General features: G+C 39.7%; 17 protein-coding genes. 6 read left to right on the top strand and 11 right to left on the bottom strand.

Going from position 1 to position 19558, the window contains the following annotated elements; genetic code table 11:
• Positions 1 to 99 precede the first annotated feature (99 nt).
• Positions 100 to 1548, top strand: a complete 1449-nt coding sequence (locus tag AAH582_RS01765) for a glyceraldehyde-3-phosphate dehydrogenase (protein ID WP_343321081.1) — start codon at positions 100 to 102, stop codon at positions 1546 to 1548.
• 68 nt (positions 1549 to 1616) lie between these two features.
• Here the strand turns inward: AAH582_RS01765 and AAH582_RS01760 are convergent, their stop codons facing one another.
• Complete coding sequence (locus AAH582_RS01760; protein WP_046674777.1) at positions 1617 to 2861, bottom strand: 3-deoxy-D-manno-octulosonic acid transferase; 1245 nt, start codon at positions 2859 to 2861, stop codon at positions 1617 to 1619.
• A 65-nt stretch (positions 2862 to 2926) separates the two neighbouring features.
• On the opposite strand from AAH582_RS01760, the gene AAH582_RS01755 reads away from it, so the two are divergent.
• Together AAH582_RS01755 and galE are read left to right on the top strand one after the other, a co-directional pair.
• Complete coding sequence (locus tag AAH582_RS01755; RefSeq protein ID WP_046674776.1) at positions 2927 to 3919, top strand: UDP-glucuronic acid decarboxylase family protein; 993 nt, start codon at positions 2927 to 2929, stop codon at positions 3917 to 3919.
• Entirely contained in the window at positions 3919 to 4950 is a 1032-nt protein-coding gene (gene galE / locus AAH582_RS01750) for a UDP-glucose 4-epimerase GalE (RefSeq protein ID WP_046674775.1), read from the top strand. The genes AAH582_RS01755 and galE overlap by 1 nt, the downstream gene beginning before the upstream one ends.
• A gap of 241 nt (positions 4951 to 5191) precedes the next feature.
• On the opposite strand, the gene AAH582_RS01745 is transcribed toward galE, so the two are convergent.
• The 8 genes from AAH582_RS01745 to AAH582_RS01710 form a co-directional block, all read right to left on the bottom strand.
• On the bottom strand, positions 5192 to 6862 hold the full coding sequence (locus AAH582_RS01745) for a helix-turn-helix transcriptional regulator (protein WP_343321080.1): 1671 nt from the start codon (positions 6860 to 6862) through the stop codon (positions 5192 to 5194).
• Between the two features lie 149 nt (positions 6863 to 7011).
• Positions 7012 to 7593: a 5-formyltetrahydrofolate cyclo-ligase gene (locus tag AAH582_RS01740; protein ID WP_343321079.1), complete on the bottom strand. Its 582-nt coding sequence runs from the start codon at positions 7591 to 7593 to the stop codon at positions 7012 to 7014.
• Between the two features lie 257 nt (positions 7594 to 7850).
• Positions 7851 to 8411 (bottom strand): elongation factor P, encoded by a 561-nt coding sequence (gene efp, locus AAH582_RS01735; RefSeq protein WP_046674772.1) that lies wholly within the window; start codon positions 8409 to 8411, stop codon positions 7851 to 7853.
• A gap of 257 nt (positions 8412 to 8668) precedes the next feature.
• Positions 8669 to 9298, bottom strand: coding sequence for an ABC transporter ATP-binding protein (locus tag AAH582_RS01730; RefSeq protein ID WP_316933109.1), 630 nt, complete (start codon positions 9296 to 9298; stop codon positions 8669 to 8671).
• Between the two features lie 17 nt (positions 9299 to 9315).
• Positions 9316 to 10104, bottom strand: coding sequence for an acyl-ACP--UDP-N-acetylglucosamine O-acyltransferase (gene lpxA / locus AAH582_RS01725; RefSeq protein ID WP_046674771.1), 789 nt, complete (start codon positions 10102 to 10104; stop codon positions 9316 to 9318).
• Positions 10105 to 10114: 10 nt separating this feature from the next.
• Entirely contained in the window at positions 10115 to 11515 is a 1401-nt protein-coding gene (locus AAH582_RS01720) for a bifunctional UDP-3-O-[3-hydroxymyristoyl] N-acetylglucosamine deacetylase/3-hydroxyacyl-ACP dehydratase (RefSeq protein WP_175441947.1), read from the bottom strand.
• Between the two features lie 138 nt (positions 11516 to 11653).
• Complete coding sequence (lpxD, locus tag AAH582_RS01715; protein WP_046674769.1) at positions 11654 to 12694, bottom strand: UDP-3-O-(3-hydroxymyristoyl)glucosamine N-acyltransferase; 1041 nt, start codon at positions 12692 to 12694, stop codon at positions 11654 to 11656.
• Positions 12695 to 12727: 33 nt separating this feature from the next.
• Positions 12728 to 13978 (bottom strand): HD domain-containing protein, encoded by a 1251-nt coding sequence (locus tag AAH582_RS01710; RefSeq protein ID WP_046674768.1) that lies wholly within the window; start codon positions 13976 to 13978, stop codon positions 12728 to 12730.
• Positions 13979 to 14196: 218 nt separating this feature from the next.
• Here AAH582_RS01710 and AAH582_RS01705 point away from each other — a divergent pair, with 218 nt between their 5' ends.
• The 3 genes from AAH582_RS01705 to AAH582_RS01695 are packed head-to-tail and all read left to right on the top strand — an operon-like array spanning position 14197 to position 17245.
• Positions 14197 to 15750, top strand: coding sequence for a bifunctional response regulator/alkaline phosphatase family protein (locus AAH582_RS01705; RefSeq protein WP_046674767.1), 1554 nt, complete (start codon positions 14197 to 14199; stop codon positions 15748 to 15750).
• Between the two features lie 12 nt (positions 15751 to 15762).
• A complete protein-coding gene (gene tsaE, locus AAH582_RS01700; protein WP_046674766.1) occupies positions 15763 to 16173 on the top strand; it encodes a tRNA (adenosine(37)-N6)-threonylcarbamoyltransferase complex ATPase subunit type 1 TsaE in 411 nt (136 codons plus the stop codon).
• A gap of 25 nt (positions 16174 to 16198) precedes the next feature.
• Positions 16199 to 17245 (top strand): ABC transporter ATP-binding protein, encoded by a 1047-nt coding sequence (locus tag AAH582_RS01695; RefSeq protein ID WP_046674765.1) that lies wholly within the window; start codon positions 16199 to 16201, stop codon positions 17243 to 17245.
• Positions 17246 to 17254: 9 nt separating this feature from the next.
• Here AAH582_RS01695 and AAH582_RS01690 read toward each other — a convergent pair whose 3' ends face one another.
• Together AAH582_RS01690 and AAH582_RS01685 are read right to left on the bottom strand one after the other, a co-directional pair.
• A complete protein-coding gene (locus AAH582_RS01690; RefSeq protein WP_343321078.1) occupies positions 17255 to 18106 on the bottom strand; it encodes an alpha/beta hydrolase in 852 nt (283 codons plus the stop codon).
• Positions 18107 to 18236: 130 nt separating this feature from the next.
• Positions 18237 to 19448 carry an alanine dehydrogenase gene (locus AAH582_RS01685; RefSeq protein WP_343321077.1) on the bottom strand — a complete coding sequence of 404 codons (1212 nt, stop codon included), beginning with the start codon at positions 19446 to 19448 and terminating at the stop codon, positions 18237 to 18239.
• Between the last annotated feature and the right edge of the window lie 110 nt (positions 19449 to 19558).

The raw sequence follows: 19558 nt of genomic DNA, 5'->3' as shown, positions 1-19558 counted from the left end.
AATACGACATAAGGTTTAAAAATTATGAAAATAAAAATATAAGCCTATTATTCGAGCTGTTTGTGCTATGTTTGCAACATAATCTATTATAACATTATTATGTCACACAAGCCATCTTTTGACTTAGAGATCAAAAGTTACAAAGAGCAACAAAATGCAGCCGTAAGCTTAATTCAAATTGTTAGCAATCTATGGTATAACCAGGCCATTGAACTGGTCTTTTTTCGGAATCAACTCATTGATGTAAAATCGAGTTCAATTCTCCATCTGGTTAAGGAAAGTGTTCTCCTTACCGATGAGCCCCTCCATATTTTTGATATTCTTCAGGTGGCAGGGGTCTTGGAGAATCTCCCCCTATCTCCTGCACGTATCGATATCGGAAAACTTACCTTACAGGTCAAGAAACAGGCAATTGACAACAACGATCTGCCTAGTTTTATTGAAAATGAATTAAAGGATATCAATCAACAATCGGAATTAAAACCACGCGATGTCGTGCTTTACGGATTTGGCCGTATCGGTCGTTTACTCGCCCGAGAGCTCATGCATAAAGCCGGTGCCGGACAGCAGCTTCGCCTTAGGGCCATTGTAACACGGGACGCCAATGACAGCAAGTCCATATTGAAAAGAGCGACACTATTAAAAACAGATTCCATACACGGTGCGTTCGAAGGCGACGTACAAGCCGACATCCCAAATCAGGCACTTATTATCAACGGCATCACTGTCCATCTGATCACTGCCAAACAGCCAGAGGATATCGATTATACCGAGTATGGAATACAGCATGCTTTGGTCGTCGACAATACGGGTGCTTTTCGAGATGAGCAAGAACTGAGTCGTCACCTGCAATCCAAAGGTGTCGCCCAAGTTTTATTAACAGCACCGGGGAAAGGTGTTCCAAATATCGTATATGCAGTCAATGAAAATAATATTGACGTGCAAAAGCATGCGATCTTTTCCGCTGCTTCCTGTACGACGAATGCAATATCCCCTATTTTGGCGGTGCTTGAAAATAAAATAGGCATTGAAAAAGGGCATATCGAAACCATACATTCCTATACCAACGACCAGAATCTTGTCGACAATATGCACAAAAAGTCCAGACGGGGTCGTGCTGCGGCGCTCAATATGGTGATCACAGAAACTGGAGCGGGCGCTGCTGTTTCAAAAGTATTGCCTTCACTGAAGGGTAAACTGACCTCCAATGCCATTCGCGTTCCTGTGCCAAATGGCTCATTGGCGATTTTAAATCTCGAAATTAAAGCCAAAACTACTGTCAACGAAATCAATGCACTTTTAAAAGAAGCATCACTAGAGGGTAACCTTGTCGAACAGATTAAATTTTCTAAGGATCATGAACTCGTTTCTTCGGATATCATCGGCTCCACTGCCGCCGCAATCGTGGATGCTCCAGCGACGATCGTTTCGGGAGATGGCAGGAATGTTATTTTATATGTCTGGTACGACAATGAATACGGATATTCCCATCAGGTGATGCGCTTATCGCGTCACATTACTGGCGTAAGAAGATATACCTATTATTAGGAGCCAGTCCAAGAATAAGAAACCACGCGTAACCTGCAGAATATAGGCGGCGGCAGTACAGCTACCGCTTATATTTTCACGGAATTGCTTTTGAGGTATTTCATTATAATTGCTGTTGCTCCGGCCTTCTGCAGCACATACGCACGGGCCAGTTTTCCCGCTTCTTGACGGACAGCCTGATCTTGTAGAACAGCAAAGATTTTCTTTAGTTCTTTAGCACTACCAATGGCGAAACCGGATCCATTTTGCACCAGATCTTTCGCCTCCTGAAACTTCTTGAAATTTGGACCAAATAGCACCGGTATGCCATACGTTGCAGCCTCGAGTGTGTTATGTATCCCGACGCCAAAACCACCACCAATATAGGCCAATTGACCATAGCCATACAAAGACGAAAGCATACCAATATTATCGATAACCAGCACCTTTGAATCGGCAACTAATGCGGCATCGTAGGTAGCCATCTCCGAAAAACGGAGCGCCTTCGGCCAAAGGTTAAAAATGCTCGCCAAATGTGATTCATTGATTTCATGTGGCGCCAAGATCAGCTTATAGTCTGAATAACCCTGAAGCAATTCCTGTAGAGCCTGTTCATCTTCTGGCCAGGTACTTCCCGCGACAAGCGTCGGATTCTCACCAACAAATTGGCTGATCTCGGAAATCATTTTCCTGTTTTTAGGAATATCTACCACGCGATCAAAACGTGTATCTCCGGCTAAGCCAGCATTCCGTATGCCAAATTCTTTCAAAAGACGTACACTTTCTTCATTTTGCACAAAGAAGTAAGTCACATAACTTAATATTTTCAGAAAAAACGTTCCATAAGCCTGAAAAAAGATCTGATCGGGTCTAAATATTGCTGAGATCAAAAACAAGGGAATACCCCGTTTATACAGGGCTTCAAAAAAATAATACCAATATTCATATTTCGTGAACACCGCAAAACTTGGATTGATCAGGTCGAGAAAAAGCCGTGCATGCTGAGCAGTATCATAGGGGAGATAAAAAACATAATCGGCCAAAGCGGTGTTTTTTCTGATCTCGTAGCCCGAGGGGGAGTAAAATGTTACAATTATTTTGTGATCCAAATAATTATTTTTCACCGCTTCCAGGACAGGTCTTCCTTGCTCAAATTCACCCAATGATGCAAAGTGAAACCAAATATGTTTTTGGGAAGAATCAACCGTTTGTTTCATCCTCGAATACCAGTCTTTTCGCCCCTCTACCATAAGCTTGGCTTTGGCATGAAAAGGAGCCAAAATACGCAGTAAGAGTCCATAAAGAAAGATTCCAATTGAATAAAGCAAACGCATGTTTTTAAAATAATGTTTATCTTAGTCAAAGATATTAAACCCATTTCATTAAACGGAACCATTGAGTGGAAAATAAACATCGCAAACGGATTTTGATAACAGGAGCAGCTGGCTTCCTCGGTTCTCACCTTTGCGATCGCTTTATTGCGGAAGATTACGATGTCATTGGAATGGACAACCTGATTACCGGAGATCTACAGAATATAGCACATCTATTTAAGTTGGAAAATTTCGACTTCTATCATCACGATGTCTCGAAATTTGTCCACGTTCCCGGACACTTGGATTATATCCTGCATTTCGCTTCGCCAGCCAGTCCCGTTGATTATCTTAAAATTCCGATACAAACATTGAAAGTCGGATCTTTGGGAACACATAATCTCTTGGGCCTTGCACGCGCCAAACAAGCACGCATATTAGTCGCCTCCACCTCTGAGGTTTATGGCGATCCACTTGTTTCGCCACAATCCGAGGACTACTGGGGCAACGTGAATCCCGTGGGACCCCGCGGTGTATACGATGAAGCGAAGCGTTTCCAGGAGGCAATAACAATGGCCTATCATAATGCACATGGTCTAGATACCCGTATTGTCAGGATATTTAACACCTTTGGTTCTAGAATGCGCCTCAATGACGGCCGAGCTATTCCTACCTTTATCGCACAGGCGATTCGGGGGGAAGACATTACGATTTTTGGGGATGGTTCGCAAACACGATCATTCTGTTATATTGACGATCAGATCGAAGGCATTTTTCGCTTGTTGCATTCAACTTGTGCAACACCTATAAATATTGGTAATCCAGACGAAATCAGCCTACTGCAATTGGCCCATGAAATTGTTGAATTGACAGACAGCTCGAGTAAAATCGTCTACGAACCATTGCCGGTTGATGATCCAAAACAACGGAAACCGGATATTGGCCTGGCGAAATCTAAATTAGCCTGGGAACCTCAAATAGACCGAAAAACAGGATTGAAAAAAACCATAGCATTTTACAAAAAGATCCCTTTGGATACCTTATCACATAAAGACTTTACTTACTATAATCAACAATAATGAACAAAAAAATACTAGTCACAGGAGGAACAGGTTATATCGGTTCGCACACAGTGGTCGAACTACATCAAGCAGGATATGTACCTGTCATCGTGGATGATCTATCCAATTCAAACATCAAAATTTTGGATCAGGTTGAGAAGATCATCGGCGTTAGACCTGAATTTCACCAGTTTGACCTGTGCGACACAGACCGCGTGAATGAATTTGTAAAAAACAATACCGATATCTCGGGCATTATCCATTTTGCGGCCTCTAAAGCGGTAGGTGAATCTGTACAGAAGCCATTAAAATATTACCACAACAATTTTTTCTCGTTAATCAACTTATTAGAAGCATATCAAAATAAGCCGATTAATTTTGTCTTTTCTTCAAGCTGTACCGTATATGGTGAGCCAGACTATTTACCTGTCGACGAAAGTGCTCCCGTGAAGAAGGCAACCTCTCCTTATGGAAACACAAAACAAATTGCTGAAGAAATTCTACAGGAGACTGCCGCGGCATATGACAACTACAATATTATTGCACTCCGTTATTTCAACCCAGTAGGTGCTCATGAGTCGGCATTGATCGGTGAATTACCAAACGGTGTTCCTCAGAATCTGCTTCCATTTATCACACAAACGGCCATTGGAAAAAGAGAAAAATTAACGGTGTTTGGCTCTGATTACGACACTCCAGATGGATCTTGTATCCGCGACTACATCCATGTTGTTGATTTAGCAAAAGCTCACGTTGCAGCAATCAGGTTATTGGAACAAGGCAACCCGAACGGAAAATACGATGTCTTTAATGTTGGAACAGGAAACGGGTATTCTGTCCTTGAAGCGATCAAAGCTTTTGAGAAAGCTTCTGGACAAAAACTGAATTACGAATTTGGTCCACGTCGTGACGGAGATATTATCAAGGTTTATGGCGACGTTACTAAATCAGCCAATCAGCTGCATTGGAAAGCAGCACTTGGTATTGATGAAATGATGGCTTCTGCCTGGGCATGGGAAAAAAATCTAAAGGAAAATCCATTGGATTAAACAGTTGTCTATTATACGCACAACAAAGCATTATATTTAGCTTAATTTTATATGACCGTCTTAAAAAAACTGAGACGGTCATATTTTTTGCAGCATGAATCCTTAGACATCTTTTCTTTCGAATGATTCCCATCGAACTGCGCCCTTACTGTGCTTTCACCTTGCATACAGGTCGAAGCCGGCCACTATACCATCTTAACTTAGCCTCCAAAAAGCCCCCTCTGCCAACCGATGATCTACATTAAACAAACTCCTTGTCGGAAATATAGTCCATAAGCACCCCGGCTTGATCTCCAAGCTTCTTTTTCAAGCGCTGCATAGATTTTTTTATGGCGTCTGGAGTAACCCCCAATACATTGGCTACTTCCTTATTATTTAGCCCTAATTTCATCAGCACAATTACCCTCAAATTGGATTCCGTTATGTCGCGGAATCTGGATTGTATATCCTGCAGTAAATTGGGAAATTCTTTTACAATCAATAATTTAAATTCCTGCCATTTCTCTTCGGTAATGAGATGTGACTGCAACAATATTTTTAGTTCCTCACGATCCTTTTCAACAACATTACCTTTTTCCTCAAGCATCGCAGAGAGCACATTGATCTGTTCATTATTCCGCTTAAGGTAAGCGACGTACTCTTCCACTTGGCTTTTAGAACTTACCAGTTCCCTGTCCAATTCCGCTTTTGTATACTTTAGATTAAGAAGCTGATATTCATAGTCACGGATCCTTTTTCTCGCTCGATATCGAACAGTATTATAAACAAAAAAGAATAACACCAATACCAATAAACTTACGATTAGCCATAATCGTCTTTCCGCCTGCTTTTTCTTAATAACAGCTTGTGCCAAGGACAACTTATCGGCATACTTTTGCTTGTCGGCCATAAACTTCAATTGCGACAATACTGGATCGCCGTCTAAAAAGCGGAGTGAGTCTTGGAGACGTTCTATCCTTCTTCGTGCATTCAGCTCACGACCGATATCATTGCTTTGCATCGCCAAATTCAGCTTATGAATTTCCAGTTCAAGTATTGTCTTCTTATCATCCGAGCCCAACAAAAGGGATTCAGCTTCCGCAATCATAGAACGAACATCCTTTGTTTCCTTATTCGCTATATTCAATCGAATTCGCATCATTAAGGCAAAAATTGTATTTCGATCATTTCCAAGAGATCTTGAAATCTCAAGATCCTTATCCAGGAGCAATAAAGCCTTATGGTAATCCTTCATCCCTTCGAACACAGCAGCCTGATTGCCTAAAATCTTCGCGTAGCGTAATGAGTCATTTTCTGAAAGTGCCAACGTTTGTGCTAACTCAAAAATTTTCATCGCTTGCAACGTATCACCGCCACTTTTCAGTGTCAGTACACCTAAATTGTCTAAGATTTCAGCTTTCAGTCTTGGTGAAATTTGCTCTTGTCGTTGCCCTAAATCCAGATATTTAATTCCAGAAGTATAATCACCTAAAGTTCCAAAAAAATAGCCAAGCTTCTTGTAAGTCTGTGTTAGGTCTAAAACAAGTTCTTTAGGTATATCTTCTAGCCCTTTCTCCCCTTCCAAAATAAAAGGTAATGCCTCAGAGGCTTTCAGGCATCGATACAGATAAAAGCCATACATTACTTTCACCCAAACCCGTACATTTTGGTAGCTATAGCCTTCTTCAAGGTCCAGCGCTTTCAAATAGTATTTATCACTAAAGTTGTTTCTTGTACCTTCATCGTTAAACGACTGATCCGCCAGTAAACAATAATAGATTGCCAAAAGTGCTTTATCATTTTTTCGTACCGCTTGACTAAAATAGGGTGCAAGATACTTGCTCAACGACAGACTAGAGGATTGATACTGCGCTGATTCTTTTATAATTGTCTCGTAAAAGGTCTTCTCTTCGATCGAGGAATTGGAATCCATTAAATCCATCCCATAGACCACATGACAAGGTATGATTGTTAGGAAAAGAAAAAATAGAAGACATCGAAGCATATTGGCACAGGCATTGAATTTCGCAATAAAAATAAAAAATAATTTTAATTAAATCAGCATGCGGCAAAATCAGCCCACTACTTATCAAAAAAACGATAAATATGATCTGGCGTAATGACCTGCGTTAATTGGACATCGTATTCATTTTTATCCAAAATTACATCAATTGGATCAAAAAAAGATAGTCCAACACGCTGTACATCAACTTTGCAGGACGCGAAAAAACGGTCATAAAACCCCTTTCCGTAACCTACCCTGTAGCCCAAAAGATCAAAAATTAACAAAGGAACTATAATCATATCAATAAGCGATGAATCCACCTTAATGCCGGATACAGGCTCCGGAATACCCCAGTTGTTCGTCTCAAATAGGGTATGCTCATCCAATATGAAATGTTGCATCGAATAGTCCTCAAAATTAGATCGTGAAACGACGATCTTTATCTGTGGAAAAGATTCTTGAATATAGTTGATTATTAAATATGTATTGGGTTCGTGATATTTCCCTATGGGAATGAAAATATGCAAAAATTCGACCTCCGACAGATCAAGCTTTGTAAACTGCGAAAGTAGTCGTTCATTGAACGTGGTTTCTGTCTCTACAGACAATTGACAACGCTTAGTTTTATACTCAAGTCGTAATTCTTGTTTTGATTTCATTTGTAAAATAGTTATTCCTAAATTTTATTTCCCTTCTTCACCAAAATCCTCATTTAAGTCTACCACTTATGCTACGATTAATCAAAAATAGCATTCCTCCCAATTCAATTTTTATTTAAGCTTCAAAAGCTATTAAAAATTCTTATTCAGAATCGAAAACCATATGCTCAACTCAGTTGAAACTTTTGTAAAAAAAAACGGCCTTGTAGCGAGCGCTAACAAGACCGAATAATCAACCTAAACCTAAAATCTTTGTATTATTTTACGCGTTCGATATAATTACCTGTTTGCGTATCAACTCTTACTTTCTCACCTTGATTGATGAACAACGGCACCATAATTTCAACACCAGTCTCTACAGTTGCTTTTTTCAATGCATTTGTAGAAGTATCTCCTTTTACAGCCGGTTCAGTATATGTAATTTCCAATTCAACGCTTTTTGGAGCTTCTGCCATGATAGGCTCATCACTTTCAAAAGCAATAATTACAGTCATTCCCTCTTTCAAGAAACGAGCTGAATCACCGAACAAAAATTTAGGAATATTGAATTGCTCGTATGTATTGTTGTCCATTACCACGAAGAAATCTCCATCCTCATACAAATACTGATAATCGCTTGTTTCTACACGTGCAATCTCTACAGATTCGTCAACTCTAAAACGGTATTCAACTAACTTACCAGTTTTAACATTACGCATTCTCGCTTGATAAAAAGCACGTAAATTGCCTGGTGTACGGTGTATATATTCTTCTACGGATACTAATTCTCCGTTAAATCTTAAGATATTTCCTGATTTTACCTCTGATGCCTTAGCCATTCTTTGAATTGAACTTTAAACGGTTATCTCATTATTGAGTCGTCAAAAGTACAAAAACTAATTGTGTTATTAAAATTTCATTCGCTACTTTTTTTCTGAACGTGTTTGTTTTTTATGGCCGGAGGGAACCTTCAGCTCACTTTCGTAGCTGCTAATGGTTATGCCATCTTGGCGGTTCTACTGAAAATAAGCAGTTCTAACACAAGGCAAGAACTTTTCTCCTATTTTCGATGTGATAGCAACAAATTGTTGTCCCCTTAAGACTTAAAATCAACTATAGAAATACTTTCATCGCAGAATTCATACTCCTTCTTTTGGTTCGAACAGACGATAAACAATCTAGATTCCAATTTTGTACGCTCAATTAAACGAAGATACCATTCTTCACCTTCACTATCCAAATTACTCGTAGGTTCATCCAACAAAACCAAGGCAGATGCAGAACAACAAGCTAGCGCTAGCTTGACACGTTGACGCATACCTGATGAAAAAAAACGGATCTCTCTGTCAAGCGCATGTTCCAATCCCAATAGGCTGATAACAGTTGCTTTATCAAAAGAAGGAAGATAATTTTTAAATTTAAAATGAAAATCAATCAGCTCATTTAAAGTAAATTCCTCGATCAGTTCGACATAAGGAGCCGACAGAGACAGCTGCTGATATATCGTGTCCACACTTAGGGCTTGGTCTCCATCTGTGTAGATCAATTCACCCGCTGAGGGTGTCAAACTACTTGAAAGCACTTTTAGGAAAGTGGACTTCCCTGAACCATTATGGCCAAGGATGGCATAACTCTTGCCGGACTCGAAGGTATAGTTTATATGCCTAAAAATCCATTCATTGTTATACCTCCTACCAATATCTTTTAATGTAATTTTCAAATTCACTAGAATCGACAAAGCGACTACATCGCTCTATTATTGAATCCTTTCATGATACCGCGGCCTGAGTTTCGAATAAAATCCAAAATTTCATCACGGATTTCCGTTGCCTGATATTCAGCTTCTATAATTTCTATCGCTTTAGCCAGGTTTCTGTTTTGGACAAAAAGAATGCGATAAAGATTCTGAATCTCAGCAATTTGCTCTTCCGAAAATCCTCTTCTTCTCAATCCAACAGAATTAATGCCCGCATAAGAAATCGGTTCACGCGCGGCCTTAACAAAAGGAGGAATATCCTTACGTACCAATGAACCACCGGTAACAAATGCATGCGAACCAATTTTAACAAATTGGTGAACAGCGACCATCCCAGCAAGTACAACATAATCGCCTACCGTAATATGTCCAGCAAGTGTACTGTTGTTTGAGAAAACACAATTGTCACCTACTTCACAATCGTGAGCAACATGACTATACGCTTGGATCAAACAATTCTTTCCAATGACCGTTTTATACCTATCCTTGGTTCCTCTATTGATTGTTACACACTCACGAATGGTTGTATTGTCTCCAATTTCAGCTGTAGTAACCTCACCATCAAATTTTAAATCTTGCGGTTCCCCAGAGATTACTGCACCGGGATATATTTTACAGTTTTTTCCAATTCGAGCTCCATCCATGATCGTCACATTTGATCCTATCCAAGTGCCTTCACCAATGACGACGTCTTTATAAATGGTTACAAATGGCTCGATGACCACATTTTTAGCAATTTTTGCCTCCGGATGAATATAAGCTAAGGGCTGTATCATCTATACTACTTTAGTTGTTATTTACTCTTACGATCTGTGCCATAAGCTCCGCTTCGCACACAATTTTCTCTCCTACCATAGCCACACCTTTCATTTTTGCGATACCTCTTCGGATCGGCTCCATCAAGTCACATCTAAAAATAACAGAATCCCCTGGAGTTACCTGTGCTTTAAAACGTGCATTTTCAATTTTAAGGAATAAGGTCAACCAATTCTCTGGATCAGGGACCGTCTTCAGCACTAAAATTCCCCCTGTCTGTGCCATAGCCTCTACCTGCAAAACACCAGGAAATAATGGCGCACCAGGAAAATGTCCCATAAATAGATCTTCGTTCATGGTAACATTTTTCAAACCCACCACATGTGTTTCCGTCAATTCAAGAATTTTATCGACCATAAGCATGGGCTGACGATGTGGTAAGATCTTCATGATTTCTACCGTATCGTATAATGCAGGCATATTGGGATCGTAAACCTTGATTTTTTTACGTGTTTTATCTTTCTTGATCTGCTCCTTTATCTTTTTTGCAAAAGCTACATTCGCAGCATGGCCTGGTCGTGCAGCCATAATATGCCCTTTCAAAGGTCTTCCAACTAGCGCTAGATCGCCAACCATGTCCAACAATTTATGTCGAGCAGGTTCATTTTGGTAACGCAATTGATTATTGTTTAATATTCCTTCCTTAGCAACTGCAACGGTTTCTTTATGAAAAAGATGCGCTAATTTCTGCAATTCCTCAGGAGAAGTCTCCTTGTCCACAATAACGATTGCATTACTTAAATCACCACCTTTAATAAGGCCATGATCAACCAACATTTCCAATTCGTGTAAAAAACAAAACGTACGCGAAGAGGCTATTTCTGATTTAAAATCTTCAATCGATGTTATTGCGGCATGTTGACTTCCCAACACAGGCGAATTAAAGTCGATCATACAAGTCAAACGATAACCATCCATTGGCATACCCAGTATTTCAACTTTGCGATCTGGCTCTGCATAATGGATATTGTTGGATATCTCATAATAATCCCGGTCAGCATCTTGTTCTTCAAATCCCGCTTCCTCTAACAACTTCACAAAAATTGCTGAACTTCCATCGAGTATGGGTATCTCAGGGCCGTCAATATCAATCAGCACATTATCAATTTGTAAACCAATTAACGATGCCATCAAATGTTCAATTGTACTCACACTTGCTCCATTTTGCGTTATTGTCGTCCCTCTGGAGGTATCCGTCACATTATCCGCATCAACCAAAATTTCTGGTTGTCCCGCTAAATCTACACGTCTGAACTTAAACCAGTGATTTTCCGGAGCTGGCTTAATCGTCATCGATACAATTTTCCCTGTATGAAGACCTACCCCCGAAATTTCAACCTCGTTTTTGATGGTTCGCTGTTTTACATTCATTTCTAATAACATATTTTTAAATCAAAACTTCTTTTGACAAAACATTTACCCCTTAAGCTACATCGATGTTGCCATAGCCGTGCCTGGAATGCTTATTTCATCACCATTAAAGAACAGTTTATTTTCAATGAAAAATAATTATTTCAATTTTTTTTCTACTAACTTTTCTAACTCTTGGATTCGTTTTTCCAATTCAGGGAGGCGTGCAAAAATCACATTAGAACGCAATTGAGGCTGATAAGGCATCACTGGTGTACCGCCCCACTTTTTACCTTCTTCTTTAATCGATCTATTCACTCCTGATTGCGCCTGGATTTGAGAGCCCTTTGCAACAACAATATGCCCAACAACCCCAACCTGGCCTCCTAAAACCACATGTTCTCCAATTTTTGAGCTACCAGAAATACCTGTTTGCGCTGCGATTACAGTATTCTTTCCAATATCAACATTATGTGCAATTTGAATCAAATTATCCAACTTAACACCATCACGCACGATTGTAGCACCCATTGTTGCTCTATCGATTACTGTATTGGCGCCGATCTCAACATTATCCTCCACTTGCACATAACCAATCTGAGGTACTTTTTTATATGTTCCGTCTTCTTGTGGTGCAAATCCAAATCCATCCGATCCGATCACAACACCAGAATGTACGACGACATTTTTCCCAATCTTACAATCATGATAAATCTTCACCCCTGGATAGAGTGTTGTATTATCTCCAATCGTTACTTTATCGCCAATATAGACCTGTGGGTAAATTTTCACGTTATCTCCAATGGAAGCCCCGCGTCCAATATATACAAATGCACCAATATAACCTCCTTGGCCGATCTCCGCTTCAGTATGTATAAAATGAGGCTCCTCACGTCCGCTTTTGTCAAGACGGAACTCATTATACATATTCAAAATAGTAGAGAAAGCAGCATATGCATTCTTCACCCGTATGATCGTTAAAGTCGGCTTAGTTGCTTGGGTCAATTGTAAATCTTCATTCACAATTACAATCGAGGCGTCAGTAGTATAAATAAAATGCTCATATTTTGGATTTGACAAAAAAGAAAGATCGCCTTTTTTACCTTCCTCAATTTTGGCAAGGTTACCTACAGTAACTTCTGGATTTCCTTCAATCCGTCCTTCTAATAATGTCCCTATTTGTTGAGCAGTAAATTGCATGGTACAAATCTATGTTTTTTTATTAAAAAATAACTACTTGATGGAAGTAATTGCAACATATCCCACCTCTTTTGGATAACATAAGGCGTATTTAGCCACATTTTTCGATAGTGCTTCTAAATTCCCTAGATCAGAAGCCTCTGTTATATCCACGAGCTCACCGGATTTCAATAATATTTTTATTTGATCCTTGGAAGAATTATAGGCACGGTTTTGAATTTCCTGCATAAATACATAATAATGAATATCCTCCTGAGCCACACCCAGCTCAGCTTGTACTTTCGATTTCACTAAATCTACATATGCTGGCGAGAATGGTTTATTGCTCATGACAGAGCGATATAGATTACGTTTCATAACGCGCTGGCACATTGTACTTAAAATAGAATCCTCATGATGTTCCCATGTTTTTATGGCAGACATAATATCCGTATCATCTAAACGAGTAAACCAATCCAAATGTAACGGGTCATCCAAAAAATTAGTTTTGTTGACCTGCTGGCTTAAAAACCAATGAAAAGCCGGGGTAGAAAAGAGCTTATGACCAGCAGCCGTTAAATATTTTGCCCGCTGCAGAATTTTAATCAATAATTGTTCAGCACCGATAACGGTCTTATGTAAATAGACTTGCCAATACATCAGCCGTCGTGCAATCAGGAATTTCTCGACAGAATACAGCCCTTTATATTCCACCACGATTTCATCCGCCACGACATTGAGCATTTTTATGATACGATCAAATGAGATCACGCCTTCCGATACACCGGTAAAAAAACTATCTCTATTGAGGTAATCCATTCGATCAACGTCCAATTGGCTCGACACCAATTGATGGAGAAATTTGCGTTCATATTTATTGTTAAAGATTGTAATTGCCAAGCTTAACCTTCCGTCCAAATCCTGGTTGATACGATTCATCAACAGGGAGGACAATAACTCATGTGAAACTCCTTCAATCAAACTATGCTCCAAAGAATGGGAAAAAGGACCATGGCCTATGTCATGTAGCAAAATTGCCGAAAGAACAGCCTCCTCTTCATCAGCAGAAATGGTGACACCTTTACTCCGCAAAGTTTCCAAAGCCATCGACATCAAATGCATCGCTCCTATGGCGTGCTGAAAGCGAGTATGCAAAGCTCCGGGATAGACAAGATGTGTCATGCTCACCTGCTTAATATAGCGGAGCCTTTGAAAATAAGGATGTTGCACCAGGTCGAAGACCAATCCTGTAGGAATAGCGACAAATCCATATACCGGATCATTAATAATTTTATTTTTGTTCAACGTGGCGACAAATTAATACGATCATCAACACTATAAATTATGATACCGAGCGCTTTAATCACGAACCCTTGGGTAACACTAGTATAAACTTAAAACAAAGATAGTTAGTTCACCGTTAAGAAATGTTAAAAATAAAATCTAAAGCACGATATTTGCTTATGTTAGCATGAGATCGAAAATCAGATCCTCCCCTCTACTAATAGACATATAATAACAAGATGCAAAAAACACATATTCTTTGGGCTGACGATGAAATTGACTTTCTAAAACCACACATTTTATTTTTAGAAAGCAAAGGTTACAAAGTTGACACGGTCAACAATGGAAATGATGCCGTTGAAGCCTTTAAGAATGGTTTTTTCCATCTCGTTTTCTTAGACGAAAATATGCCTGGGCTAACCGGGCTCGAAACACTTGCCATACTCAAATCGATCAACCCTACAGTTCCAGTTGTTCTGGTCACAAAAAACGAAGAAGAACATGTCATGGAAGATGCCATCGGCTCCAAAATAGATGATTATCTGATCAAGCCGGTCAACCCCAAGCAGATCTTGATGACAATAAAAAAATTAACGGAGAACAAGCGTCTTGTCAATGAGAAAACATCCATGGCCTATCAACAGGACTTCCGCAATTTGGGGATGATCTTAAATGACAATCTGGATTTCAATCAATGGTCAGAAGTGTACAAAAAACTGGTATACTGGGAATTGTCCCTCGAAAAGCTTGAGGACAACAATATGCATGAAATTCTGACGATGCAAAAATCCGAAGCAAACATGCAATTCTCAAAATTTATAGAAAGCAACTATTTACAGTGGATTAACCGTCCCGAAAACGCGCCTATTCTATCCCACCAGCTATTTAAGAAGAAGGTATTTCCGACCATAGAAGATCATATACCGACATTTTTCTTCCTAATAGACAATTTGCGTTTCGATCAATGGAAAATTATCAATGAGGTCATCACCGATTATTTTCGACTTGAGGAGGAGATAACCTATTACAGTATTTTACCAACGGCAACACAATATGCTAGAAATGCCATCTTTAGTGGCTTAACTCCACTGGAAATGGAAAAACGCTTTCCAAAATTATGGCAAAATGATGAGGATGAAGGTGGCAAGAATTTATATGAAGATAAATTTTTGGAAGATCAGATCAAGCGACTTTACCGCAAGGCCATCAAACACTCCTACAGCAAAGTTTTGACGCTGGAACAAGGAAAGGACGTGTTAGACAATCTCGGCAATTTCATGCACAATCAACTGAATGTATTGGTGTATAACTTTGTTGATATGCTTTCTCACGCGCGTACGGACAGCTCTATGATTCGTGAATTAGCGAACGACGAAGCAGCATATCGCTCCCTCACATTGTCTTGGTTTGAACACTCACCTTTATTAGAGGCAATAAAATGGCTCTCGCAAAAGAAAGTGCGTGTGATTATTACAACCGACCATGGCACGATCCGGGTAAAAAAGCCCAGTAAAATCGTTGGTGATCGAAATACAAATACAAATTTGAGGTATAAGCAAGGAAAAAATCTGAATTATATCGACAAAGATGTTTTTGCTATCAAAAATCCCCACGAAGCACAGCTGCCTAAACTTCATGTGAGTTCAACATACGTTTTTGCCAAAGAAGATTCGTATTTTGTCTACCCCAACAACTACAATCAATTTGTCAACTATTTTAATGGAACGTTCCAACATGGTGGAATCTCGTTGGAGGAAATGATTATCCCCTTTGCGACATACCTACCGAAATAGTAATTTTGCCACATGGAAATTATTGTAAATACCACAGCAGATCTACCTCAAGCGGCGCAGACACTTTTAAATAGTTTTCCTAAGGCCCGGGTTTTTCTATTATATGGTTCCATGGGAGCAGGAAAGACAACTTTTATAAAATACCTGTGTAAACAATTGCATGTACAAGACAGTACATCCAGTCCAACATTCTCCATTGTTAATGAATATGAGTCCCCAATTGGACCTGTATATCACTTTGATTTTTACCGCATTAAAGATGAACAGGAGGCATTCGATTTTGGTTATGAGGAATATTTCTATTCAGGTGCTTATTGCTTTGTTGAGTGGCCGGAGAAAATCCCCAACTTACTTCCTGAAGAAGCAAAAGAGATACATATTAGCATCCTAGATGCAACAACACGTCAAATTTCTATTCGTTAACTACCTTTTTTTTCGACTCCCTACTATGGCTCATTCATCCTCTTGTCAATATATTCCAACTGATACCCATGTGCCCGGATTAGCGGCTATACATGCCGAACACCTGAGCTTTTCATTTCATGAGAACACGATGCAGTTTGCTGTTGAAAATAGTTCTTTCGATATCGAAGAGGGAAAAATAACAGCAATCATTGGTGAATCTGGCAGTGGAAAAAGTACATTACTGAGGCTTATATACGGTCTTTTAGAACCAACTGCTGGCATTGTACGCTATAAAGGGTGGCAAGTACCCACGCGCAAGGACAAGTTAATTCCCGGACATGATGCCATGAAATTAGTCTCGCAAGGCTTTGACGATTTGAATACGTATGCTAATGTATGGGATAATGTTGCCTCACAATTGCCAAACACAGATATCAAACGCAAACAAGACAAAACTGCGGAAATATTACAACGTCTACGGATCGACCATCTCGCTAAAAAAAGAGTAGCAGACATCAGTGGCGGAGAAAAACAACGCGTCGCCATCTGCCGTGCATTGATCAACGAGCCTGAAGTCTTACTCATGGATGAACCATTCAATCAGGTAGATGCCTCTTTTAGGGATACCTTGCAACAGGACATCAAGGATATTGTCAAAGAAACCGGACTAACCGTCATTTTAGTTTCCCACGATCCAACGGAAGTACTTGCCCTGGCAGATAATCTCATTGTGATGAAATCTGGCAAAATCCTAGATCAAAACAACCCACATGTATTGTATAGCAATCCATCGCATCCTTATACTGCCCAATTACTGGCAAAAAGCAATATATTACAGGTGGAACAGGCTCAAAGTTTAGGTATAGCAAGCGATAAACCAATCGCGATACATCAAGAATGGATTTCAATCAGTCCTGCTGAGCAGTCTACTTTTTTCGTAAAAGATGTCCGATTCAGAGGTTTTTATTATGAAATAGTCGTGAGCAATAATGAGATTAACTTACATGCGATAATAACATCGCAAATAATTCCACAAAAACAACAGGCTGTCGATCTAACAATATCCCACTGGATCTCTTTTGACCATTAATTGCATAACTTAGTCTTGTGTATCAAGCCAAGATAAAAATGCGTCAAACCATAACGTATCCGAAGTTTTGTTAATTAATCCAAAACCGTGTCCACCTTGCTCAAAGGTATAAAGCTTGTTGGGTACTTTTGACTTGTCCAGAGCAGCAATCATTCTATAACTGTTTTCTATCGGTACAGCTGTATCATCCTTGGCATGTACAAAGAAAACGGGACAAACTTCAGGAGATACCTGCAAATTGGAAGAAAACAGGTTGATTTGGTCTTCTGAAGGGTTTTCTCCGATGAGATTTATACGCGAACCTTTATGTGTGATATCATTTTGCATAGAGATTACAGGATAAATTAATCCAGCAAAATCAGGTCTTAGGGATACATGTGAAGGATTCACTATATAGTCTTTCTTAAACTTCGTTATTAAAGTGGAGGCCAAATGTCCGCCTGCGGAAAATCCGATAACCCCCACCTTTCGAAGTCCGGGGTGCAGGGTTCTGATCAATTGCATTGCCCGCTGCGCATCCTGAAGAGGCCCGATAGATTTGTCACGCATGATATTCGGCGAAGGCAATCGATATTGTAAAACATATGCCGAATACCCATTTTTCGCCAACTCTTTAGCAACGGCATGTCCCTCATGATCCATTGCGATATGAGCATACCCACCCCCAGGAATAACCAGTACGGCGATATTTTTATCCATACTTTTATCTGCTGTATAGACAAATAACTTGGGGACGTTCTTTTCTAAATTTACCTGCTCTTTATCAGTTGCATTTGGAATTGAATCTGTATAAAGGTTGATTGCCTCCTGCGCTTTAACAAGCGAAATCAAGGAACATAAAATCATAAAAATTTTTTTCATTTAAATAACATTTTAAAAAAGATCTCCAAACTATATCTACTAGAAATATGCGTCCCTTTCACATGTAACATCCTCCCGGAGTAGATCAAGAACGAGCTGGATACTTAGGGTTTATCTGGATACTTAGGGTTTATAACGAAGAAACGACTAACAAATCTAAGTCCTTCGCCGTCATATTAAACCTTGAGGCCATGTCTATATTCGTCAGGTTACCTTGATACAAATAAATAGAACTCCGAATACCAGGATTCTTCCAAATAGCATTTTTCAATCCCCCGAGTTCAGCGAAATCGAGCAAAATCGAAGTGAAGATATTGCTCATGGCATAGGTGGCTGTTCGCGCTACCCGAGACGCTATATTGGGAACACAATAGTGAATAACATCAAATTTTCGAAAGATCGGTTTATCGTGAGAGGTTACCTCCGAAGTTTCAAAATTGCCCCCTTGATCAATGCTTACATCTATAATAACGGAATTAGGTTTCATTTTGGAAACGGTCTCTTCCGAAATCACACAAGCGGAACGTCCGTTAAGCGCTCGTAAAGCACCAATAACAACATCTGAACTGATCACAGCTTTGTTTAAAATAATAGGTTGTATAACAGAGGTAAACACACGACTACCCAGATTATTTTGTAGTCGTCTAAGTTTATAAATGGAATTATCAAATACCTTTACCTCTGCTCCTAGCGCCAAAGCCGTCCGAGCGGCTTGTTCACCAACGGTGCCAGCGCCGATAATAACAACTTCTGTAGAGGCTACTCCAGTAACACCACCGAGCATCAGCCCCTTCCCGCCAAAAGCATTGCTCAGATACTCTCCAGCAATTAAAGTTGCCGTCGCCCCTACGATTTCGCTCATTGCACGAACCACTGCTAGGCAACCGCCCTCATCTCTTAAATATTCGTAAGAAATTGCCGTGATTTTTTTATGCATTAATGCCTTTAATACATCCAGATTCATGAGTGAGGGTTGCTGAGAAGATAATAAAAGCTGTCTTTCTTTCATCAACTTAACTTCACTAATCATTGGGCTACCAACCTTGATGATCAGATCCGCCTGGTACACCTCTTCTCTTGACGATACAATACGAGCCCCCTGTTCACTATAATGGTGATCCAAAAAATTGGCTCCTGCTCCTGCTCCCGTCTCAATGATTACTTCGTGCCCATTTTCTACCAATAATGCAACCGCCAACGGTGTCAGGCAAATTCGCTTTTCCTGAAGCGAGATTTCTTTTGGAATGCCAATAAATAAACTTTTTGCATTCTTTTTCTTTTCAAACAGCATCTCTTTTGGAGAAATCATAGCCTGACTCGCAAGCTTTCCTAACTCATTCATCTTGTAAAATTGATCGTTAGCTAAAATTACGATAAATAATCAATCTTATCAAACGAAGATAAATTTGGTTTGGCACAGCTTTGGAATGAAACAAATTTATCTACATTTGT

The organism is Sphingobacterium multivorum, from assembly GCF_039511225.1.
In the GTDB taxonomy this organism is placed as follows: domain Bacteria; phylum Bacteroidota; class Bacteroidia; order Sphingobacteriales; family Sphingobacteriaceae; genus Sphingobacterium.
This window is presented reverse-complemented; position numbering and strand designations above follow the sequence as displayed.